This is a genomic window from Nocardia coubleae NBRC 108252 (genome assembly GCF_001612805.1).
Taxonomy (GTDB): Bacteria; Actinomycetota; Actinomycetes; order Mycobacteriales; family Mycobacteriaceae; genus Nocardia; species Nocardia coubleae.
In genome coordinates this window covers 813,509-833,835 of the sequence record NZ_BDBD01000011.1, presented here as the reverse complement: position 1 = coordinate 833,835, position 20,327 = coordinate 813,509, and the positions used below count along the sequence as shown (strand labels likewise).

Below are 20,327 nucleotides of genomic sequence, written 5' to 3'. Positions count from 1 at the left end.
CCGGTCACCTGCGGGCGGTGGTGGCTACCCTGGAAATCGAACCTGTTGTGGCGCAGTGACGCTCGCCGGCTTGTGTGGGAAAGGGGTCGGGGACATGATGTCCTAGCGAAAATCATTGTCAACAAACGTGGCTCGGATGGGGGCAGTGTGGAACCGGACCTGGTCTTGACGCCGCGAATCGGTGGGTCGCTTCGCGCGGTACTCGACACTCCCGGCAGGCTCACGGAGCTGGTGGCCGCGCTCGGATCGCCACTGAATGTGGTTGTGCCACAACAACTCGAGGAGAACGCGGCGAGCTACCGCGCCGTGTACGGCGCGCACCGGCTGAGCGGGAACATCTTCTTCGCGCACAAGGCGAACCGGTCGAGCGCGATCCTCCGCGAGCTGGCGGCGGGGGAGTGCGGAATCGACGTGGCCTCGCTCGGGGAGCTGCGGCACGCGCTCGAGTGCGGATTCACCGGCGACCGCATCATGGCGACCGGTCCCAAGGGCCGGGAATTCCTGTGGCTCGCCGCACGGGTCGGTGCGGTCGTCAACGTCGACTCCCGCGAGGAGCTCGCCGAGCTGGCCCGGCTGGTCACCGATTCGGGGTTGCCGCGAACGCGGGTGATGATCCGGCTGTCGGCGTTCGACTCGCCCGGGGTGACCATTGCCAGCAGACGCAGCCGTTTCGGCTTGCACATCCGCGAACTGCCCTCGGCCCTCGACCTTCTCGACGGGCACCGCGACGCCCTCGACCTGCGTGGCATGGCCTACCACCTCGACACCACCGGCCTCGACGAGAAGGCCCTGGCCCTGGAAGGGTGCCTGCTGGCGATGCGGGAAGCCCAGATCAGGGGATTCACCCCCACCGCGATCGATATCGGCGGCGGTTTCGGCGTGAGCTACCTGCGTGACCGTGCCGAATGGCACCGCTACACCACCGAACTCGGCAACGCGGTGCTCGGCACACGCCCACCCATGACGTGGCACAGCCACGGTTACGGCCTGCGCGCACAGGCGGGCACGCTACGCGGCACCCTCGGCCTCTATCCCGCCCATCGCGAACTCGCCGGTGCGGACTACCTGGACGAACTGCTGCGCCGCGAGTCGCCCTCGCTGGGCCGGACATTGGCCACCCTGCTGCTGGAAAACCTCTACGACCTGCACATCGAACCCGGTCGCTCGCTGACCGACCAATGCGGCCTCACCCTGGCCCTGGTCTCGGAGGTGCGCACCACCGAGGAGGGCGAAACTCTGGTCCGGGTGGCCGCGAATTCCCGTGACATCAGCGCCGAACATCAGGCGGTGCTGATGGATCCGGTGCTGCTGCCCGAACGCGCCGGCGAGCCGGTCGGTGTGTACCTCACGGGCAATCTCTGTCTCGAAGACGACTTCATCACCCGCCGCAAAGTCACCCTGGCGCGCACTCCGGTGCCGGGAGATCTGCTCGCGTTCGTGAACACGGCCGGCTACTTCATGGATTTCGCGGCCGGTTCCGCGCTGATGCAACCGGTCGCCCGCACGATCGCGGTCCGCCCCGGCGCGGACGGGTGGACGTGGTGCCTGGATGAACAGTATTGGCCCGTGGAAGGGAACCGCGCATGAAGTACGACAGCATTCTCGACGTCATCGGGGACACACCGCTGGTCCGGATCGATCCGGCCGTACACGGGCTCACCAATATCGACCTCTACGCGAAGATGGAGATGCTCAATCCGTTCGGTTCGGTGAAGGACCGCCCGGCCTGGAACATGGTGCGCGACGGCCTGTCCCGAGCCGTGGAACAGGGTGACGCGGTGGTCGAGTTGTCCAGCGGCAACACCGCCAAGGCGCTGGCGGTGATCGCGGCGATGCACGGACTGCCGTTCAAGAGCGTCACCAACCGCATGAAGGTGCCCGAGATCAAAGAGTTGCTGCTGTTGCTCGGCGCCCGCATCGAGGAGCTGCCGGGCCAGACCGAATGCCTCGACCCGACCGACACCGAAGACCCGCTCAGCCGCATGTACCGGATGCTGTCCGAGGACGGCGGCGGCTACCTGCACACCGATCAGTACTTCAACACCCGCAACCTCGACGCGCACCGCACCGGGACCGCACCGGAGATCATCAAGGACCTCGACGGCGCGGGCCCCGACATCTTCGTCGCCTGTATCGGCACCGCCGGATCCTCGACGGGGGTGGCCGGTGTGCTGCGCGAACACAATCCGGCGGTATCGGTGATCGGGTTGGTCGCCGACAAGTCCGATTTCATCCCCGGCATCCGCAATATCGACGAGATCAACGAAGTCGGCCTGTTCGACCCGGACAACTACGACACCATCGACGCGGTGACCTCGCAGGAGGCGATCGAGGGCATGCTCACCCTCAACCGCCGCTGCGGGATCCTCGGCGGGCCGACGGCGGGCGCCGCCTACTTCGGGGCGCTGCGTCATCTGCGGGCCGTCGACGCGGAGCTCACCGAGCGGCGCACCGCCGTGTTCATCGTGTGCGATCGGGTGGAGAGCTATCTCAGCTATGTGCGCAAGCGCAGGCCCGATCTGCTCGAGCAACCGGTGCGCCCGAATTCGGTGAGCACGGTGACCGAGGCCGAGATCGCCGCCGTGGCAACCGTCGACGTGGACCAGGCGCGTGAGTGGATCGCCCGTGACCGGCCGGTGGTCGTCGACCTGCGCGGTGCCTTCGCCTACGGCGCGGTCCACATCGAGGGCTCGATCAATATCGTCGACGAGCTGTTCGACGAACTCGTCCACGGCGGGCTGCCGTTCGGTGCGGGCACCCCGGTGCTGCTGGTGTGCCCGGTCGGTGAGAAGTCCGCGCGCTACGCGGCCCTGCTCACCCGGATGGGGCACCGGGACGCGCGGAGTCTGCGCGGCGGTGTCGTGGCCTGGCGCGACGCCGGCGCACCACTGGTCAGGGACTGAGCCATGACCGACGACGTTCTCGACCGACTGGCCGACTGGCAGGCCGGACTACGCGCCCAGTTCCCGATTCTCACGCGCAATCCCGATGTGGCCTATCTCGACAGCGCGGCCACGACCCAGAAACCGGCCGCGGTGCTCGACGCGGTCACCGATTTCCTCACCACCGGCAATGCCAATGTCGGGCGCGGCTCCTATCCGTGGGCGACCGCGACGACCAGCCGCATCGAGCGCGCCCGCGATCGGGTACGAATCGCCCTGGGGGACACCACGACCGGTTCCTCGGTGGAGTTCGTCGGCGGCACGAGTCATGGATTGCGGGCGGTGGCGCAGGACTGGTTGGCCGATCAGCTCCTCGACGGTGACGAGATCATCGTACCGTTCGGTGACCACGAAGCCAATCTGCGTCCCTGGCTCGATATGCGAGACGACTTGGCGCGCGGCGGTATTCGCGTGCGCATCGTCGCGATGCCGGTCGACCCCGCCTCGGGTGACTACGACCACCGGGCCCTGCCGTCGGTGGTCACCGACCGCACCCGCTTCGTCGCCGTCACCCACGTGCATCACGTCTTCGGTGTCGACATGAACGTGCACCGGGTGCGTGAGGCGGTGGGGCCCGATGTGCCGATCTGTCTCGACGCCGCGCAGAGCGTCGGGCACCGGCCGGTGTCGGTCGCCGACCTCGATGTGGATTTCGTGGTGTTCTCCGGGCACAAGATGCTGGCACTGCCCGGCATCGGGGCGGTGTGGGCGCGCAATCGGCGTGGCCCGCGCTTCGCGCTACGCGGGTGGGAGGGGACGCCGAACACGGCGGGCATCGTCAGCATGGCTGCCGCCTTCGACTGGCTCGATGCCGCCGGAACGGCCGAGATCGGCGCCTGGACGAGCGCTTTGACCCTACGACTCACCGACGGGCTGGCCGAGCTGCCCGGAGTACAGGTGCTCGGCTGTCAGGACAGTCTCACCGCCGAATCGACCGTGCAGCGGCGCGAGGCACTGGTGACCTTCCGGCATCGCGCGGTGCGCTCCGACGACCTGGGCTTCGTGCTCGCCGACGAGGGGATCATGGTGCGCGCCGACGGGCACTGCCAGGCGGGCCGTGATTCCGATGACCACGCCGTGCGGGTGAGCGTGCACGTCTACAACACCCCCGGCGAGATCGACCGGGTGCTCGAGGTGGTGCGGCGGTGCGAGGGAATGAGCAGCTGAGCGATCTGGTCAGGCGGGGGTGCGGCCTCGGAATGCGGTGCGTGCGCTGAGGAGGGCGAGGTCGTCGCGGGTGCCCAGCCAGTGTTCGTCGTGCGGGTCGAGGAGTCGCTGCCAGACCGCCGTGTCGGCGTCGTCGAGGTACGGTGCCGCTCGGCGCACCCGAGCGGCGAATTCGTCGAGCACGACCCGGCGGACTTCGGTGGGTAGGGGAGCGGGCAGGTCGACCAGTGCCGTCGAGGCGGTCACGTCGAGGAGACCGGCGTCGGAGAGGATCGTGGTCCAGGCGCGGCGCGGCCGTACCGCTGCCGGGCGATCGAAGAACCAGCGCGTGAACTGCTGATCGTGCGCCTCGTCGAGCCGAATCTCCAGGCCCGGCCTGCCGATTCCGATGTCCCACGGCAGGCAGCGGGTGGGCAGACCGCCTTCGGCGATGCCGAGGACGCCGCCGGGTCGCAGCAGCCGGGTGAGGGACCGGACGGCCGCGTCCCAGTCGTGCGCGTGGTGCACACACCAGGACGACCAGACCACGTCGGCCGGTTCGGGTAGTGGTGGTGCGCCGTCCTCGAGGTCGTGCAGGACCGCGCGGACCCGGTCGCTGACCCCGGCCGCACGCGCGGCCTCGATGGTCAGCTCGAGCATGGCCGGATCGAGGTCCACCGCGTACACACGCCCCGCCTCACCGACAGCTCGGGCCAACGCGACGGTCGACGTTCCGGCCCCCGGCCCCACATCGACGACAATCTGGCCCGGCGCGACCGCCAACGGCTCGAGCAACGCCAGCGTCGCGTCGAGGAATACGGCCTCGGCCGCGGCCGGTTCCCCGGTCGAGGTCCCGGTCCCCGCACGCCCCCCGCGGCGCTCATGAATGATCGTCATAGCGCACATGCTACTGAACATCATTTTCAACTCGAATGGGGACACGCCGATCGCGAGTCCGCGGTGGCGGCAATCGGTGCGTGGCAATGAATCAACAACCCCTGCAACAGCTTCCACCGAGAAGCTGTCGGTACCCCGGCCTACTGTGCTCGGTATGGAGCTCCTGGCCGACACCCGCTTGACCGACCTGTTCGCGCGGCTGCGCGCCGCCGATTTCCGTGACTGCACGCGCACCGACATCGAACGCGCCTGTCGCGCGATGGGCGGCACACTCGCGAGCGACGGCTCGGTCGACCTTCCCGACCTGCCCGCAGGTACCCACACTTTCGGCGACGACGATCCCTACGACGAGAACAAGCCGTGCCGACTGTTCTCCGTTCCCGTCGCGAAGATCGAGCCCGAACAGTTCCGCACCTACCTCGATCGCGCGGTGGCGGCGTGGGGTGAGCCCAGCTGGTACAGCGGCCTCTCGGAGGATCTCGACGTCGGCTGGATCGACGGGCCGACGCTGTACACCCTCGAACTCGCGGCCGACGGAGACCTCGAGCTGGGTATCCGCTCGGTCGAGGTCGACGGGAACCGCCGATGGTGGAACTGGAAAACGCAATACCACTACCCGGAACTCCTCGACGAGGACGACTGGATTCCCGCCGACGAGCACGACCTCGAGTACACCAGCGCCGACAACTACGAGGTCGACTACACGTGGTCCGCGGGATCGTCCGGTCGCGGGGCCGAAGTGTGGAGCGTGTACACCCTCGCGCACCTGCGTGGCCTGCTCACCGACCTCGTGACCAGCCTCCATCTCGCGATGCGCGCCCTCGGCCCGGGCCCGCAACCCCTGGTGCTCGACTTCTACGACCTCGAGCAGTCCCCGGACCGTCAGGTGCGATTCACTCTGTCTTCCAACGAGATCCGCGCGTCCGCTGCGGTCACCGATGCCACGCGCCACCACCTGGTCGCCCTCGGCTTCACCGATCGCCCCGATGGCACCGCGCTGCGCTGCTGGTCCGACGTGCCCACCGATGCCCGCGCCGCCGCGACCGTCACCACGGTCCTGTTGCACCGCCTCGGCCTCGGCACCGAGTACCTCACCATGCACGAATCGGGCGACCCACTGTCGATTCCGGGCTTCTCGGTCGACCTGGATGTGGACTTGGTCGATCCCGACGAGGACGACGACGAAGAAGACGACGACTTCTAGCCCGCCACGGTTTCGTCCGTGCGTGTCACAGGAGGCGGCGCACTGCCTCGCGCACTTCACCGGTCTGATGAAGCGCAAGTACGGCCTGGTCGCTCGCATCGGGCTGGCGGGCAGCGCGCTGCGCGGTGGCTCCGAGCGCATGGCGGGCATCCGGATCCGGCTCGAGCGATGATCGGTGTGGATTTCGCGTGTCGTCGGCCGTGACGAGGAGTTCTAGACTCGACCCCATGTCTGCCGACACCGACCCCACAGACTCCTTCGACGCGGTGATCTCGGCGGCCGACGCGCCCGTCTGGATCGTCACCACCAGCGCGCACGGCCATCGCGCGGGCTGCCTCGTCGGATTCGCCACGCAGGTGAGTATCGAGCCGCGCCGGTTCCTCGTCGGCTTGTCCAAGAGCAACCACACCTACGAAACAGCCACCACCGCAACACATCTCGCCGTGCATCTGATCGCGGCGCGGCATTTCGAGGTGGCCGGGCTGTTCGCCACCACGACCGGGGACGACACCGACAAGTTCGCCAGATGTGACTGGCACACCGGCCCGCACGGGCTGCCGATCCTCACCAGCGCGGCCGGCTGGTTCGCGGGGGAGATCCTCGAGCGCATCGACCTCGGCGACCATCTCGGCGTGCTCCTCGCGCCCGTCGCGGCCGAAGCGCCGTCGACCGACCACGCGATCCTGCACCTGAACGCGGTCGCCGAATTGAAGCCGGGTCACCCCGCCTGAACACGACAACGGCCCGGAACCGTGGTGGGTTCCGGGCCGTCGGCGGGGATCAGCGCAGGTCGAACCGGTCGTTGTCGACCACCTTGACCCAGGCGTCGACGAAGTCGCGCACGAACTTCTCGCCCGCGTCGCTCTGGGCGTACACCTCCGAGACCGCGCGCAGCACCGAGTGCGAGCCGAACACGAGGTCGTTGGCCGTGGCCGTCCAGCGCTTGGCTCCGGTCTTGCGATCGAAGCCCTCGTAGACGTTCTCGCCCGACTCGGCCGGCTTCCACTCGGTGTTCTGGTCGAGCAGATTCACGAAGAAGTCCGTGGACAGCACACCCGGACGGTCGGTGAACACACCATGCGAGCTGCCACCGTGGTTGGCGCCGAGCGCACGCAAGCCGCCGACCAGCACGGTCATCTGCGGTGCGGTCACATCGAGCATGTACGCGCGGTCGAGCAGCAGACGCTCGAGCGGCGCCTTCTCACCCGGACGCACGTAGTTGCGGAAACCATCGGCGCGCGGCTCGAGCACGGCGAACGACTCGACGTCGGTGGACTCCTGGGTGGCGTCGGTGCGTCCCGGGTGGAACGGCACCGTCACCGTGTGACCGGCGTCCTGGGCGGCCTTCTCGACCGCCGCGGAACCCGCGAGGACGATCAGGTCGGCCAGCGAGATCTTCTTGCCACCGGTGGCCGAGGCGTTGAAGTCCTGCTGGATGCGCTCGAGCACCTCGAGCACCTTGGCCAGCTCGGCCGGCTCGTTGATCTCCCAGTCGCGCTGCGGTTCCAGCCGGATGCGGGCGCCGTTGGCGCCGCCGCGCTTGTCGGTGCTGCGGAAGCTGGCCGCCGACGCCCACGCCGTCTTGACCAGCTGGGCGACCGTGAGACCGGAGTCGAGCACAGTGCGCTTGAGCGCCGCGACATCGTTGTCGTCGACCAGTTCGTGGTCGACGGCCGGGACCGGGTCCTGCCACAGCTGCGGCTCGGCCACCCACGGGCCGAGGTAGCGGCTCAGCGGACCCATGTCGCGGTGCAGCAGCTTGTACCAGGCCTTGGCGAAGGCCTCGGCCAGCTCCTCGGGATGATCGAGCCAGCGCCGGGTGATCTCACCGTAGATCGGGTCCTCGCGCAGGGCCAGGTCGGTGGTGAGCATCGTCGGCGTGCGGGCCGGACCGCCGAACGGATCGGGGATGAGTCCTTCGCCCGCACCGTCTTTCGGCTTCCACTGCCACGCGCCCGCGGGGCTCTTGGTGAGTTCCCATTCGAAGCCGTACAGGTTCTTCAGGAAGCCGTTGCTCCACTGGGTGGGTGTCGCGGTCCAGACGACCTCGAGTCCACTGGTGATGGCGTCCTTGCCCTTGCCGGTGCCGAAGGAGCTCTTCCAGCCCAGACCCTGCTGCTCGATCGGGGCGGCCTCGGGCTCGGGTCCGACCAGGCTCGCGTCACCCGCGCCGTGGGTCTTGCCGAAGCTGTGCCCGCCGACGATCAGTGCCGCGGTCTCCTCGTCGTTCATGGCCATCCGGCCGAAGGTCTCGCGGATGTCGCGGGCCGCCGCTACCGGGTCGGGCCTGCCGTTGGGGCCTTCCGGATTGACGTAGATCAGGCCCATCTGCACCGCACCGAGCGGTCCGGAGAGCTCACGGTCACCGCTGTAGCGCTCGTCGCCGAGCCAGGTGTCTTCCGGGCCCCAGAACATCTCTTCGGGCTCCCAGATGTCGGGGCGGCCGAAGCCGAAGCCGAAGGTCTTGAAGCCCATCGACTCCAGCGCGACATTGCCCGTGAAGACCAGGAGGTCGGCCCAGGAGATCTTGTTGCCGTACTTCTGCTTCACCGGCCACAGCAGCCTGCGCGCCTTGTCGAGATTGGCGTTGTCGGGCCAGCTGTTGAGCGGGGCGAAGCGCTGCGCGCCCTGCCCGCCGCCGCCGCGGCCGTCGGCGATCCGGTAGGTACCGGCCGCGTGCCAGCTCATCCGGATGAACAGGCCGCCGTAGTTGCCGTAGTCGGCGGGCCACCAGTCCTGGGAATCGGTGAGGACCGCGGCGATGTCGGCCTTGAGCGCCTCGACGTCGAGCTGGGCGAATTCCTTCGCGTAGTCGAAGTCCTCGCCGAGCGGGTTGGACTTGGACGAGTGCGCGTGCAGGACCGAGACGTCGATCTGCTCGGGCCACCAGTCCTGATTGGTCAGCGGGCGATGCGCCTTGGGCTCGGGCGAGGGGATCGCGGGGTTCTCGCTCTCGCTGGTGCTCGAGGTCTCGGTGTCAGGAGTGGGTGGGCGGCTATCGGAGGTCACGATATTCCTTCCTGGACGGGTGGTGCGGACTACTCGTTAGGGGTGGACGGTGCGTGCGCGCAGTCGGGGCACAGGCCCCAGTAGATGACCTCGGCTTCATCGATGGCGAAGCCGTGGTCGTCGGACGCGGTGAGACAGGGTGCTTCGCCGACCTGGCAGTCGACGTCGAAGATCGCGCCGCAGTCCCGGCAGATGAGGTGGTGATGGTTGTCGCCGACGCGCGACTCGTATCGGGCGACGAGGCCGCGTGGCTGGATGCAGCGCAGCAGTCCGGCGCCGGTCAGGGTGCGCAGCGAGTCGTAGACCGCCTGGTGGGACACACCGGGCAGTCGCGAGCGGACCGCCCGGATCACCGAATCGGTATCGGCGTGCGGGTGTTCGTGCACAGCGCCGAGCACCGCGACACGCGGAGCTGTGACGCGCAGTGAAACTCCCCGCAGCATCTGCTGGAATTCCTGGTCCGTCGGCACGCCACGAAGTCTTCCCCGTTTTCTTGAATCAGTCAAGTATTTGTTCCGGGTCAGGTTCGTGAGAACACCGCGACGAGGAAGTCGGAGTCGTCGCGGAAGGGGCGCAGGTCCCAGGTGGCCAGCAGGAGATCGGTTGTGAGACCGGCTTTTTCGGTGTCGTCGAGGAAGTCGGCGAACTCGTAACCGCGCTCGGCGCCGAAGCCGGTGATCAGGCGGCCCGCGGGTGCGAGATGGCGGGCGAAGCCCTCGAGCACCGCGATCCGGGTGGACGGTGCGAGGAAGGTGAGCACATTGCCCGCGCAGACGATGGCGTCGAAATCGCGGGTGGGCAGATCCAGTTCGGCGAGGTCGCCGACGAGCCAGGTGGGGCCGGGGTGATCGGCGCGCGCGGCGTCGATGAGCACCGGGTCCACATCGACACCGACCACGGTGTGCCCCGCGTCGTGCAGGTAGCCGCCGATCCGGCCGGGTCCGCAGCCCGCGTCGAGCACGCGCGCCCCACGTCCGAGCATGGCGTCGACCAGCCGCGCCTCACCGACGATGTCGGTGCCCTCGGTCGCGAGGGTGCGGAATCGTTGCACGTACCTCGCCGAATGCGACGGGTCGGCGGCGACGATCTCCTCCCACTGACTGGGCGTGCGGTCCTTCGATGCGCTCATGATCGACTCCTCCTGCGGCCGACCCTAGCGCGATTCACGGACTAGGCGCGGAGATCTCCGGGAAATGGCCGGCTGGTGAGGCTGTGATAGAGCACGCTGAGGTCGAGGGCGTCTCCGGCGGCGGTTTTGGGCTCGGCGGCTCGATCGACCTGGCGGTGCAGCGCTTCCATCTTCTCGTCGAGCTGGGTGGCCGCCTCGGCTGCCTGGGCGAGGTCGCTGCGCAGGTTCGGCGGCACCTCACCCCGGTATTTGTAATAGATCTTGTGCTCGAGGCTGGCCCAGAAATCCATGGCGATGGTCCGGATCTGGATCTCCACCGGGACCCGCTGGGTGTGCCCGGCGCGAAATACCGGGATCGACACGATCAGGTGCAGGCTCTGGTACCCGTTGGGCTTGCGGTGGGTGATGTAGTCGCGCTCCTCGAGCACGGTGATGTCGGCCTGGCTGACCAGCAGGTCCCGGATGGTGGCGATATCGGAGATGAAGCTGCACACCACCCGCACACCGGCGATGTCGAGCACGTTCTCGCGGATGGCGGCCAGGTTCATCGCGTAGTTCTTGCGCCGCACCTTCTCGAGCACGCTCTCGGGCGACTTCAGCCGCGAGCCGACGTGCTCGATGGGGTTGTAGGCGTGGGTGTTGTTGAAGTCCTCGCGCAGGATGTTGATCTTGGTGGTGACCTCGTCGATCGCGAACTTGTACCCGAGCATGAAGTCGACGAACTGGTCGCGCAGCGCGCGCACGTCGTCGACATCGACCAGTTGCCCGTTGGATGCCGAGCCGGTGTCGGATTGCCAGGGTTTCACCCCGACCATTGTGCCCGTTACGTCGCCGACGACCCCGCGGGGGCGTCACAGCCCCGGTTCGTCCTCGTCGAGCCGATGGTGGTTGAGCTGGGCGAATCCCCACGCTGCCAGGGCGGTGAAGCAGGCGATGTAGAGCATGTAGGCGGTGAGGACGAGCACGATGCCGTAGTCGTGCATCCAGCGCCCGAGGGGGAACACCGCGAGTGCGCCGAGGCCGAGCATCACCACCGAGGTACCGAGGGCGGGCAGTGCGAGAGGGGCGAGGTCGGTGCGTTTCGGTTCCGGCGCGGGAGTGGGTTCCGGGGGAGCGATCTCGGGGCAGCGGTCGGGTTGTGCGTCGGTGATCATCGAGAATTCCTCGCGTTCGGGCTCGAAATATCAACGGGGGCAGCGGGAGTGGGGCGTGTCGGCGGTGACGCGCGAGGATCGCCACCCGCCGATGGGGCGGTGACCCGTCATGTATTCGGTCCTGCGGACGGATGGGATGGGACCGATCTGCGTGTCGCAATTTTCCAGCTAAATCGTGTCGCCGAGCATGGAAGTGGTGGTCTCGCGGCATGGAGTGAGCTCCAGCGCTCGTGTGTACCTCCGCGCCAGCTACGTTTTGGCACACCGGTACCGTTTGCGGCGCGGCCGGCGGGGTAGGGCCACGGCATGACCGAACCAGACGACACCTACGACCCGCCCCAGGACACCGGCGCGCCCGACTCGGTCGAAACCGATCCGGCCGCGCTCAACAGCAGTGAGGACCTCGACGAGGACCGCCTGCGCGAAGACCCGCTGGAAGCGGGTATGGACCCGCCCGAGCACTGGACCGGCGTCACGAAATACGGGATGACCCCGGCCGAAGAGGCCACCCCGCGTGGGCTGGACGAACGCCTGGCCGAGGAGGAACCCGATGTGGTTCCCGGTTCCGCGCCACAGGCGGCCGGGTCGTCCTCGGTCGAACTCGATCAGGACGGCAACGAGGTCGCTCCGCGGGTCGGCTACGAAGAGGACCTCGGCATCGCCGCCGATGTGGCCGGTGGTTCCGTGCCCGACGAGATCCGCAGACCGGAGCCGCCGGAGTGATTCGGACCGTTCAGCTGCCCGCGTATTTCGCGGCGTAGAGAGCCTGATCGGCGCGGGTGAGCAGGTGGTCGGGCCCCTGGCCCACCAGCGCGACGAGGACCGCGCCGATGCTCACCGTCACGTCGATGCTCACGGTGTCGACGGTGACCGGGGTGCTGAGCGCCTTGTGGAGCGCGGCGACCAGCCGGTCGAGGAGGTCCTGGTCGGCCGGTGGCTCGGCGAGGACGACGAATTCGTCGCCGCCGGTACGCGCCAGCACGCACCCGTGCGCGGCGGCCGCCGACTCCAGCCTGTTCGACACGGCGGCGAGCAAATTGTCGCCGACGATGTGGCCGAACGAGTCGTTGACCTCTTTGAAGTTGTCCAGATCCAGCGCGCACACCCCCGCCCTCGCCTCCGGATCCGCCTCATCGATGACGGTATGCAGCCGGTCGAGCAGGTACCGCCGGTTGGGCAGGGCGGTGAGCGGGTCGTGCATCGCCTGCCACTGCAATTGCTCTGTGGTCGTGCGTCTTTCGGTGATGTCTTCGCCGAAGCCGAGCAGGTACCGGCGTTCGCCGTCGGCCGAGGCGCAGCGGGTGACGGTCCAGGAGGTCCACACCATCGATCCGTCCTGGCGGGGGAATCGGCCTTCGATCTGGATGCTGCCGGTGGGCGAGTCGTCGAGGGCGCGCATCACCCGCTCACGCACCTCGGTCTGGCGGTCGGCCGGGAACATGGTGAAACCGGTCGTGCTGCGCAGCTCGGCCAAGTCGCGGCCGATGAGCCGTTCGAAGGCCGGGTTCGCGTCGAGGATCATGCCGTTCTCGTCACCGATGGAGATGCCGATCGAGGAGTGGTGGAAGGCGATCTCATAGCCCTCGGCATGCGGTGGCCCGGCGCACAGGGCGCGCGCGAAGCCGGTGCCGAATCCGCCGAGCAGCGCATCGCCGGTGGCGAGGTCGCGCGGCCTCGCCGATTCGGCGACCGCGCGTAGTACCGGAACCGACGCGGCGATGACGGCCGGGTCGGTGAGGCCGAGATCGGCTATCGCTCGCGCGGCTCGTTCGCCTGCCTCGAACGCGGACTCGTGCGGTGCCTCGCCGAGCTCGGCGACGATGCGGCGGACCTGTTCGACGAGCGAATCCCGCGAGACCGGACCGAGCTCGGCCAGGCGCCGAGCCCACTCGTCTGCGTGGTCGTCGAGGTTCATAGCGAAGCCGGTTCCAGGTGGGCGGCGTCCTTGCCGCGGCCGATGCGGTCGGTGGTGATCATGCCACGTCGGAGCCGGAAAGCGGCCGCTCGGCCGCACCGATTCGGTGCGGCGGGGGTCAGGCGGGCTCAGCTGTCGAAGTGAACATCCAGCAATCGCTCGCTCGCGCGCAAGTGCTCGGCCATGGTGACGAGCAGGTCGATCGAGTCGCGGGACAGGCCGATCGTCTGCACGAGGAACAGGCGTGGCCGGTCGAGCTGCAGGCGTGCGAGCAGGGTGCTGTCGTCGACGTTCGACTCGTTCAGGTCGCGGACGAAGAAGTAATCAGGTTCCACTTGGAAGTAATCGGCCAGTGCGGCAACGGTTCTCCACGAAGGGTTGCTGCGGCCGCCCGACCGCAGCTGGGACAGATACGGTGCCGAAATGCGATGCCCCGCCGCCTGCAACGAGCGTGCGACCTGGCGGTTGGTGCACCGGTCCGCGACCTGCTCGGGTGGATTGCGGAAGAGCTCGTTGAGGCGGGTAGCGAAGTGCGACACGGCGATTCCTCGACATCAGGTTGGTCAGAAGACCATCTTGTGCCGCTCGCTGTGTCGGTGGCAATAGTGCCAGCTAACTTGTGGCTTCCATCACGAAATTCGGCCGGGGCGTTTGTTCCACGGCGAAACGCGGTGGCCTGCCTCAGTAGGCGAGAGGGTAGTCGTCGTCCGGCATCGGGGTGATCCACGACTGGTCGAATACGTCGGCCGGGTTCGCGGAATCCCAGGCGGCGCGGGCGAATTCGCTCGGGGGTGTGAGTGCGTCCAGATCGAGGCCCGCTTCGCGGTCGGCGTCGTCGGCCACCGCGAGCTGTTCGGCGAAGTCGGCGTCATCGCGGGTAGGGATCATTCTCGACCTCCAGATGCGGATTCGGCGGGGTGGGCCGGCTGCCGGACCGGCCCACTCCGAGGTGGAAGAGCGACGTGACATTCGAGGTGTTCTCGCCGTTGCGGCGGGGGTCCGCGCTGGGTAGGCGGACCCGGCGCCGGTCGACGGCCATGGAACCGCTGGTAACAGTCCGACCGCGGCGTGCTGGTCGGCGGTGCCGGCCGCGGCACCGGGACGGGTGTGTGCGGCCGGACGGTCCGGGTTACCAGGGCCCGGCACAGGATGTCCTCGACCTCGGCGAACAGCGGCTCGACGTCGGGATCTCGCACCGGTAGCAGGATCATGACGCGCCTCCTCGCAGAGAAGCGTCCGGACGGGTCAGGCGTTGATGGCCTGGCGCTGGTGTCCGTTGGAGTGTGCGATCTCGATCTTGCGCGGCTTGGCCTTCTCGGCCACCGGGATCGTCAGGCGCAGCACGCCGTCGGTGTATTCGGCGCGGACGTTGTCGGTGTCGAGGCCCTCGCCGAGGAACAGCTGACGGCTGAACACCCCGCGCGGGCGTTCCGCGGCGATCATCTCGCGGCTCGAGTCGAGTTCGGGTCGCGATGCTCGCACGGTGACAACGTTGCGTTCGATATCCAGGTCGAGCGAGCTCGGGTCGATACCCGGCAGGTCGAATTCGACGAAGAACTCGTCGCCCTCACGCCAGGCGTCCATCGGCATCACCGTCGGCCGGGCCGCAGTGCCGAGCACCTGCTGCGTGAAACGGTCCAGATCGCGGAAAGGATCGGTACGCATCAGCATGGTCGCCACCTCCAACTCACTCCATTTCTCTCTCGTAGGTCAGGTAACCTATGCCATGTGGCATAGATTTGTTTTAGCACTCTCGGCACGAGAGTGCAAGAGAGGAGTGAGATGTCGCTGGATCCGCACGCGGGATCCCCGCTACCCGACCCGGCGCAGGCCGTGTACGGGATCTCGGTGACAGCAGAACTGACGGGGGTCGGTGTGCAGACGCTGAGGCTCTACGAGCGGCACGGGCTGCTCACCCCGGCGCGTAGCGACGGCGGTACCCGCCGCTACAGCAGCAACGACCTGGCGCGCCTGCAGCGCATCGTCGCGCTCGCCGCCGCGGGGGTGAACCTCGCGGGGATCGGCCGCATCCTCGAACTCGAGGACGCCAACGCTGTTCTGCACGCTCGTCTGCGTGGCGAACTGCCTCCGGATTAGCGCCGACCTGATGGTCTGTTCCTGTGGGTGAGCATGGGGTCGCGCGGGAAGTGTCGTGAATCTTCCAATGACTTCGGTTAACGGTTTTTCCGGGTGAGGGCGGGTCCTAGGTTTCAGGGCGGCTGTCCGGCCGAATTTCGCCTGCGAAAGACCGAGTGTGCGTGTGACGAGTTGGGTGCCGATCCTGCGATCGGTGCTGGTGATCGCCCTGATGACCGGGGCCGTCATCGCCCTGCGCGGTCGGGTTCCCGGGGTCGTCCCGGCGGCGGGGGAGCGGCCCTCCGCGCTGACGGTCGCGGTGATGCCGGTGTTGTTGCTCGTCTCGGTGGTCATTCTGGCGGCCGGGGTCCTGATCAGTCAGCACCGCTTGCCGTTGGCGATGCCGCAGATCGAGACCGGTGGCGGGCTGCCACGGTTGCGGGTCGGACGGCTGTCGGTGCTCCTCCCGGTCGCTGTCGGGGCCGCGGCGCTGGTGTTCGCCGGTGGGATCGTCGCCCTGTTCCTGCTGCCCGGCGCGAAAACCGAGCAGACGCCGCCCGAGGATGCACCGGTACGCGACCGCCCGACCTCGCTCGATGCCGCTGCTCCCGAATCACCTTTCAGCACACCGGATCTGAGTGGTCTCACCCTCGTCGTCGCGACCGCGCTCGCCCTGCTGCTGGTGGCGATCGCGATGGTCGGTCTGGCAGCGGCGTTCGGTTCCGCGCGTCGCGTCCCCGACCACGTCCCACCGGCCGACGCCGAACTGCCCGCGCCCGAAGTGGATTCGCTCACCCGGGCCGCCGAAATGGGTCTGGCCGCGATGATCGCCCCCGGCCAGGACACCCGCGAGGCCATCATCGCCTGCTACGCCGCCATGGAACGCGGCCTGTCCGCCGACCGCGCCGCCGCCCCCCTCATCTCCGACACCCCCAACGAGGTCCTGGCCCGCGCCTTCACCACCGGCGTCCTGCAGGACTCCTCCGCCCACGAACTCGTCACCCTCTTCGAGGAAGCCAGATTCAGCCCCCACGACATGCTCGGCTGGCAACGCATCCGCGCCGAACAATCCCTGCGCGCCGTCCTCGCCGACCTCCAACGCCGCACCGCCGAACTCGTCGCCTAGCGACCGGCGGTGGGGGCGCGCGTCGCGTCTTTGCTACGGTGGCGATGTGTGCTGGAGCACACCTGTTCGGGTAGCAGCTGGTGGCGGGCCCGTGAGGGCGTGCCGCGGTGGTCGGTGGTGAGGTCGGTGTCCCACGACGAGAGGCCGTTCGATGCGTGCGCAGATCAGTTTGACCGTGGACGGGCATACGCGGGAGGTCGGTGTCGATACGCGGGCCACGTTGCTCGACGTCCTGCGTGAACAGCTCGGTGTGACCTCTCCGAAGAAGGGGTGCGATCACGGGCAATGCGGTTCGTGCACGGTGTTGCTCGACGGGCGTCGCGCCACGCTGTGTCTGGCGCTGGCCGTCGCGCACGACGGGGCCACCATCGTGACCGCCGACGGGCTCGCCGACGGTGACGACCTGCACCCGGTGCAGCAGGCCTTTCTCGAGCACGACGGTTTCCAGTGCGGTTACTGCACGCCGGGCCAGATCTGCTCGGCGGTCGGCATGCTCGAGGAGGTGAAGGCGGGCGCACCCAGTCATGTCACCGCCGACCTCACCGGTTCGGTCGAGCTCACCGACGACGAGATCCGGGAACGGATGAGCGGCAACCTGTGCCGCTGCGGCGCCTATCCGCATATCGTCGCCGCGATCGCGGAGGCCGCCCGGTGAGGGACTTCGGCTACGAACGCGCGATCGGGCCCGAGCAGGCGGTGGCGACGATGCTCGCCGAGCCCGACGCCGTATTCCTCGGCGCCGGAACCAATCTCGTCGATCACCTCAAGCTCGGCATCACCGCACCCGGCCTGCTCGTCGACGTGAGCCGGCTGCCGTTCGACGACATCACCGAACGCCCGGACGGTGGCGTGCGGGTCGGGGCGACGGTGCGCAACGCGGACCTCGCGGCGCACCCGGTCATCCGCGCCCGCTACCCGATGCTCTCGGCCGCGTTGCTCGCCGGCGCGTCACCCCAGCTGCGCAATCTGGCAACCACCGCGGGCAACCTGCTGCAGCGCACCCGCTGCCCGTACTTCCAGGACGTGACAACGCCGTGCAACAAGCGCACGCCCGGCAGCGGTTGTTCGGCCATCGGTGGATACGACCGCGACCAAGCCGTCCTCGGCGCCTCGGACCAGTGCATCGCCACCCACCCCTCCGACATGGCGGTGGCCATGACCGCGCTGGACGCGACGGTCCGCGTGCTCGGCGCCGACGGCGAACGCGAGATCCCGCTGGTCGACCTGCACCGGTTGCCCGGCACCGAACCCGAACGCGACACCGTCCTGGCCCACGGCGACCTCATCACCGCCGTCGACCTGCCGGCCCTGGTCTGGGCCGCCAACTCCACCTACCGCAAGGTGCGTGATCGGGCCTCGTACGCCTTCGCCCTGGTTTCCGTCGCCGTGGCCGTCGATATCGCCGACGGGCAGGTCCGCGATTGCCGCATCGCGTTCGGCGGTGTCGCGCACAAACCCTGGCGCGCCCACGCCGCCGAAGCCGCGCTGCGCGGTCGCCCCGCCACCGAGACGAGCTTCGCCGAGGCCGCCGACGCCGAACTCGCCGCCGCGCGCCCACAACAGCACAACGCCTTCAAGATCCCACTGGCACGCAGAGTCCTCGTCGCGACCTTGCGCGACCTGACCGAGCAGGGGGCGCGATGACACCCGCGATCGGCAGTTCCCCCACCCGTGTCGACGGACCGGCCAAGCTGCGCGGCCGGGCACCGTACGCGATGGAACATCCGCTCCTGGATGCCTTGCACGCCTTCCCGATTCAGGCAACCATCGCACGGGGCCGGATCGGCGCGATCGATACCCGCGAGGCCGAGACGATGGACGGTGTCGTCGCGGTACTCACCCATCTCAACGCCCCACGGCTGGCCGCCGACGACGACAACGAACTGTTCATCCTGCAGAACGACGAGGTCGCCTTCCGCGGCCAGCTGATCGGGGTGGTTGTGGCCACCAGCCCCGAGGTGGCGCGCGAGGCGGCCGCACGGGTCCGGGTGAGCTACGACGAGATCCCCGCCGACGTGGTCTTCGACGCCGACCGCGACGACCTGTACGCACCCGAGGACGTGAGCGGCGGCTTCGCCACCGACACCACCATCGGCGATGTCGAGAAGGCACTCGATCTGGCCCCGGTGACCGTCGACCAGACCTACACCACCGCGATGGTGCACAACAATCCGATGGAACCGCACGCCACCATCGCGCACTGGACCGAGGACGGCCTGGTCCTCTACGACTCCACCCAGGGCCCGCACGTGGTGCGCTCGACGCTGGCGCCGCTGTTCGGGCTGGAACCCGAACAGGTGCATGTCATCGCACCGTATGTCGGTGGTGGATTCGGGTCGAAGGGCGAACCGCACGCCAATATCGTGCTCGCGGCCATGGCGGCGCGGTTCACCGGCGGCAAACCCCTGAAACTGGCGCTCACCCGCCAGCAGCTGTTCTCCCTCGCCGGTTACCGCACTCCGAGTGTGCAGCGGATCCGGCTCGGCGCCCATCACGACGGTACCTTGACGGCACTGAGTCACGATGTGGTCCAACAGGTTTCGAAAGTCAAGGAATTCGCCGAGCAGACGACGATCGTGTCGCGGGTGATGTACGCGTCCGGTACCCGCGCCACCACCCACCGGTTCGCGGCGCTGGACGTGCCGGTGTCGTCGTGGATGCGCGCACCGGGGCACTGCCCCGGGATGTACGCGGCCGAAACGGCGATGGACGAGCTGGCCGTCGAACTCGGCATGGACCCGATCGCGCTGCGCATCCACAACGAACCGGAGGTCGATCCGGAATCGGGGCGCCCGTTCTCCAGTCGTGGGCTGGTCGAGTGCCTGCGTACCGGGGCACGGCGGTTCGGCTGGGCCGACCGCGATCCGGAGCCGAGATCGCGCCGGGACGGACGGTGGCTGGTCGGTTCGGGCGTCGCGGCGGCCACATATCCGGCCGATGTGAATCCGGGCAACAGCGCCCGGGTGCGTTTCACCGGCGGACGCTACGAGGTGGCCATCGACGCCATGGACATCGGCACCGGCACCTGGACCACACTCGGCCAGATCGCCGCCGACGCCCTCGGCGTCACCGGCGACCGCATCGACCTGCGCATCGGCGATTCCCGGCTGCCCGCCGGAACCGTCGCGGGTGGTTCCAGCGGGATGGCGTCGTGGGGATCGGCGGTGGTCGCCGCTGCCGAGGACTTCCGCCGCCGCTACGGCGACGACCCGGCCGACGGTGCCGAGACGACGGTGGAAACGTCGAAAGACCCGGCGCGGGAGAACTTCTCGACCCACGCCTTCGGCGCGCATTTCGTCGAGGTGCGGGTCGATACCGACACCGCCGAGATCCGGGTGCCCCGGGTGGTGAGTGTGTTCGGCGCGGGCCGCATCATCAACCCGCGCACCGCCCGCTCGCAGTTCATCGGTGGCATCACCATGGGCATCGGCATGGCCCTGCACGAGGAGAGCGTTTTCGACACCCGTTTCGGCGAGGTCGTCAACCACGACTTGGCCGGCTACCACGTTCCCGTCAACGCCGACATCGGCGAGATCGACGTCAGCTGGATCGACGAACACGACCCGCACGTGAATCCCATGGGCGCCAAGGGAATCGGTGAGATCGGCATCGTCGGCTCGGCGGCGGCCGTCGGCAACGCGATCTACCACGCCACCGGCGTCCGTGTCCGCCATGTTCCCATCCACCTCGAGGACCTCCTCGACGCCGTCTGAGCCCATCGCCTAGATT

Annotated in this window: 22 protein-coding genes; 12 read left to right on the top strand and 10 right to left on the bottom strand. The window is 68.4% G+C overall.

The window, feature by feature from the left end:
- Nucleotides 1-147: 147 nt before the first annotated feature.
- From NCO8_RS12925 to NCO8_RS12915, 3 genes are read left to right on the top strand one after another with little or no spacing between them, the layout of a single operon-like run.
- On the top strand, nt 148-1,587 hold the full coding sequence (locus tag NCO8_RS12925; RefSeq protein WP_067639233.1) for a type III PLP-dependent enzyme domain-containing protein: 1,440 nt from the start codon (nt 148-150) through the stop codon (nt 1,585-1,587).
- Nucleotides 1,584-2,903, top strand: a complete 1,320-nt coding sequence (locus NCO8_RS12920) for a pyridoxal-phosphate dependent enzyme (RefSeq protein ID WP_067639231.1) — start codon at nt 1,584-1,586, stop codon at nt 2,901-2,903. Before NCO8_RS12925 ends, NCO8_RS12920 begins: the two co-directional genes overlap by 4 nt.
- Before the next feature lie 3 nt (nt 2,904-2,906).
- Nucleotides 2,907-4,109: an aminotransferase class V-fold PLP-dependent enzyme gene (locus NCO8_RS12915; RefSeq protein ID WP_067639229.1), complete on the top strand. Its 1,203-nt coding sequence runs from the start codon at nt 2,907-2,909 to the stop codon at nt 4,107-4,109.
- A 9-nt stretch (nt 4,110-4,118) separates the two neighbouring features.
- Here NCO8_RS12915 and NCO8_RS12910 read toward each other — a convergent pair whose 3' ends face one another.
- Nucleotides 4,119-4,985, bottom strand: coding sequence for a class I SAM-dependent methyltransferase (locus tag NCO8_RS12910; RefSeq protein WP_067639227.1), 867 nt, complete (start codon nt 4,983-4,985; stop codon nt 4,119-4,121).
- Nucleotides 4,986-5,139: 154 nt separating this feature from the next.
- On the opposite strand from NCO8_RS12910, the gene NCO8_RS12905 reads away from it, so the two are divergent.
- From NCO8_RS12905 to NCO8_RS12900, 3 genes are read left to right on the top strand one after another with little or no spacing between them, the layout of a single operon-like run.
- Nucleotides 5,140-6,189: a hypothetical protein gene (locus NCO8_RS12905; RefSeq protein WP_067639225.1), complete on the top strand. Its 1,050-nt coding sequence runs from the start codon at nt 5,140-5,142 to the stop codon at nt 6,187-6,189.
- Nucleotides 6,190-6,211: 22 nt separating this feature from the next.
- Nucleotides 6,212-6,361 (top strand): hypothetical protein, encoded by a 150-nt coding sequence (locus NCO8_RS31290; RefSeq protein WP_157104894.1) that lies wholly within the window; start codon nt 6,212-6,214, stop codon nt 6,359-6,361.
- Nucleotides 6,362-6,416: 55 nt separating this feature from the next.
- Nucleotides 6,417-6,920, top strand: coding sequence for a flavin reductase family protein (locus NCO8_RS12900; protein ID WP_067639223.1), 504 nt, complete (start codon nt 6,417-6,419; stop codon nt 6,918-6,920).
- Between the two features lie 49 nt (nt 6,921-6,969).
- Here NCO8_RS12900 and katG read toward each other — a convergent pair whose 3' ends face one another.
- From katG to NCO8_RS12875, 5 genes are all read right to left on the bottom strand, one after another.
- Nucleotides 6,970-9,198 carry a catalase/peroxidase HPI gene (gene katG, locus NCO8_RS12895; RefSeq protein ID WP_067639221.1) on the bottom strand — a complete coding sequence of 743 codons (2,229 nt, stop codon included), beginning with the start codon at nt 9,196-9,198 and terminating at the stop codon, nt 6,970-6,972.
- 29 nt (nt 9,199-9,227) lie between these two features.
- Nucleotides 9,228-9,641, bottom strand: a complete 414-nt coding sequence (locus tag NCO8_RS12890) for a Fur family transcriptional regulator (RefSeq protein ID WP_174550330.1) — start codon at nt 9,639-9,641, stop codon at nt 9,228-9,230.
- 77 nt (nt 9,642-9,718) lie between these two features.
- Entirely contained in the window at nt 9,719-10,327 is a 609-nt protein-coding gene (locus NCO8_RS12885) for a class I SAM-dependent methyltransferase (protein WP_067639216.1), read from the bottom strand.
- Nucleotides 10,328-10,368: 41 nt separating this feature from the next.
- A complete protein-coding gene (locus tag NCO8_RS12880; protein WP_067639214.1) occupies nt 10,369-11,142 on the bottom strand; it encodes a GTP pyrophosphokinase in 774 nt (257 codons plus the stop codon).
- A 36-nt stretch (nt 11,143-11,178) separates the two neighbouring features.
- The gene (locus NCO8_RS12875) at nt 11,179-11,481 is read right to left on the bottom strand and encodes a hypothetical protein (RefSeq protein WP_067639213.1); all 303 of its coding nucleotides are present in this window, start codon (nt 11,479-11,481) and stop codon (nt 11,179-11,181) included.
- Between the two features lie 306 nt (nt 11,482-11,787).
- Here NCO8_RS12875 and NCO8_RS12870 point away from each other — a divergent pair, with 306 nt between their 5' ends.
- Nucleotides 11,788-12,204 (top strand): hypothetical protein, encoded by a 417-nt coding sequence (locus NCO8_RS12870; protein WP_067639211.1) that lies wholly within the window; start codon nt 11,788-11,790, stop codon nt 12,202-12,204.
- 10 nt (nt 12,205-12,214) lie between these two features.
- Here the strand turns inward: NCO8_RS12870 and NCO8_RS12865 are convergent, their stop codons facing one another.
- From NCO8_RS12865 to NCO8_RS12850, 4 genes are all read right to left on the bottom strand, one after another.
- Nucleotides 12,215-13,396: a sensor domain-containing diguanylate cyclase gene (locus tag NCO8_RS12865; RefSeq protein WP_067639209.1), complete on the bottom strand. Its 1,182-nt coding sequence runs from the start codon at nt 13,394-13,396 to the stop codon at nt 12,215-12,217.
- Nucleotides 13,397-13,524: 128 nt separating this feature from the next.
- Nucleotides 13,525-13,935, bottom strand: coding sequence for a helix-turn-helix domain-containing protein (locus tag NCO8_RS12860; RefSeq protein ID WP_067639207.1), 411 nt, complete (start codon nt 13,933-13,935; stop codon nt 13,525-13,527).
- A 142-nt stretch (nt 13,936-14,077) separates the two neighbouring features.
- On the bottom strand, nt 14,078-14,284 hold the full coding sequence (locus NCO8_RS12855) for an Rv3202a family protein (protein ID WP_067639205.1): 207 nt from the start codon (nt 14,282-14,284) through the stop codon (nt 14,078-14,080).
- Between the two features lie 357 nt (nt 14,285-14,641).
- Nucleotides 14,642-15,067: an Hsp20/alpha crystallin family protein gene (locus tag NCO8_RS12850; protein ID WP_067489192.1), complete on the bottom strand. Its 426-nt coding sequence runs from the start codon at nt 15,065-15,067 to the stop codon at nt 14,642-14,644.
- 111 nt (nt 15,068-15,178) lie between these two features.
- On the opposite strand from NCO8_RS12850, the gene NCO8_RS12845 reads away from it, so the two are divergent.
- The 5 genes from NCO8_RS12845 (at nt 15,179) to NCO8_RS12825 (ending at nt 20,311) form a co-directional block, all read left to right on the top strand.
- Nucleotides 15,179-15,493 (top strand): MerR family transcriptional regulator, encoded by a 315-nt coding sequence (locus NCO8_RS12845; protein ID WP_067639203.1) that lies wholly within the window; start codon nt 15,179-15,181, stop codon nt 15,491-15,493.
- Between the two features lie 157 nt (nt 15,494-15,650).
- Entirely contained in the window at nt 15,651-16,598 is a 948-nt protein-coding gene (locus NCO8_RS12840; RefSeq protein ID WP_218022664.1) for a DUF4129 domain-containing protein, read from the top strand.
- Between the two features lie 151 nt (nt 16,599-16,749).
- Nucleotides 16,750-17,253 carry a 2Fe-2S iron-sulfur cluster-binding protein gene (locus NCO8_RS12835; protein WP_067639201.1) on the top strand — a complete coding sequence of 168 codons (504 nt, stop codon included), beginning with the start codon at nt 16,750-16,752 and terminating at the stop codon, nt 17,251-17,253.
- Entirely contained in the window at nt 17,250-18,242 is a 993-nt protein-coding gene (locus tag NCO8_RS12830; protein ID WP_084456998.1) for an FAD binding domain-containing protein, read from the top strand. Before NCO8_RS12835 ends, NCO8_RS12830 begins: the two co-directional genes overlap by 4 nt.
- A complete protein-coding gene (locus NCO8_RS12825) occupies nt 18,239-20,311 on the top strand; it encodes a xanthine dehydrogenase family protein molybdopterin-binding subunit (RefSeq protein WP_067639199.1) in 2,073 nt (690 codons plus the stop codon). Before NCO8_RS12830 ends, NCO8_RS12825 begins: the two co-directional genes overlap by 4 nt.
- Nucleotides 20,312-20,327 lie beyond the last annotated feature (16 nt).

Bases quoted from the DNA above. Each gene is read 5' to 3' on its own strand.
- NCO8_RS12920 (WP_067639231.1), top strand. From the start codon at position 1,584: ATGAAGTACGACAGCATTCTCGACGTCATCGGGGACACACCGCTGGTC.
- NCO8_RS12915 (WP_067639229.1), top strand. From the start codon at position 2,907: ATGACCGACGACGTTCTCGACCGACTGGCCGACTGGCAGGCCGGACTA.
- NCO8_RS12910 (WP_067639227.1), bottom strand. From the start codon at position 4,985: ATGACGATCATTCATGAGCGCCGCGGGGGGCGTGCGGGGACCGGGACC.
- NCO8_RS12905 (WP_067639225.1), top strand. From the start codon at position 5,140: ATGGAGCTCCTGGCCGACACCCGCTTGACCGACCTGTTCGCGCGGCTG.
- NCO8_RS12900 (WP_067639223.1), top strand. From the start codon at position 6,417: ATGTCTGCCGACACCGACCCCACAGACTCCTTCGACGCGGTGATCTCG.
- NCO8_RS12890 (WP_174550330.1), bottom strand. From the start codon at position 9,641: ATGCTGCGGGGAGTTTCACTGCGCGTCACAGCTCCGCGTGTCGCGGTG.
- NCO8_RS12885 (WP_067639216.1), bottom strand. From the start codon at position 10,327: ATGAGCGCATCGAAGGACCGCACGCCCAGTCAGTGGGAGGAGATCGTC.
- NCO8_RS12880 (WP_067639214.1), bottom strand. From the start codon at position 11,142: ATGGTCGGGGTGAAACCCTGGCAATCCGACACCGGCTCGGCATCCAAC.
- NCO8_RS12875 (WP_067639213.1), bottom strand. From the start codon at position 11,481: ATGATCACCGACGCACAACCCGACCGCTGCCCCGAGATCGCTCCCCCG.
- NCO8_RS12870 (WP_067639211.1), top strand. From the start codon at position 11,788: ATGACCGAACCAGACGACACCTACGACCCGCCCCAGGACACCGGCGCG.
- NCO8_RS12865 (WP_067639209.1), bottom strand. From the start codon at position 13,396: ATGAACCTCGACGACCACGCAGACGAGTGGGCTCGGCGCCTGGCCGAG.
- NCO8_RS12855 (WP_067639205.1), bottom strand. From the start codon at position 14,284: ATGATCCCTACCCGCGATGACGCCGACTTCGCCGAACAGCTCGCGGTG.
- NCO8_RS12850 (WP_067489192.1), bottom strand. From the start codon at position 15,067: ATGCTGATGCGTACCGATCCTTTCCGCGATCTGGACCGTTTCACGCAG.
- NCO8_RS12845 (WP_067639203.1), top strand. From the start codon at position 15,179: ATGTCGCTGGATCCGCACGCGGGATCCCCGCTACCCGACCCGGCGCAG.
- NCO8_RS12835 (WP_067639201.1), top strand. From the start codon at position 16,750: ATGCGTGCGCAGATCAGTTTGACCGTGGACGGGCATACGCGGGAGGTC.
- NCO8_RS12825 (WP_067639199.1), top strand. From the start codon at position 18,239: ATGACACCCGCGATCGGCAGTTCCCCCACCCGTGTCGACGGACCGGCC.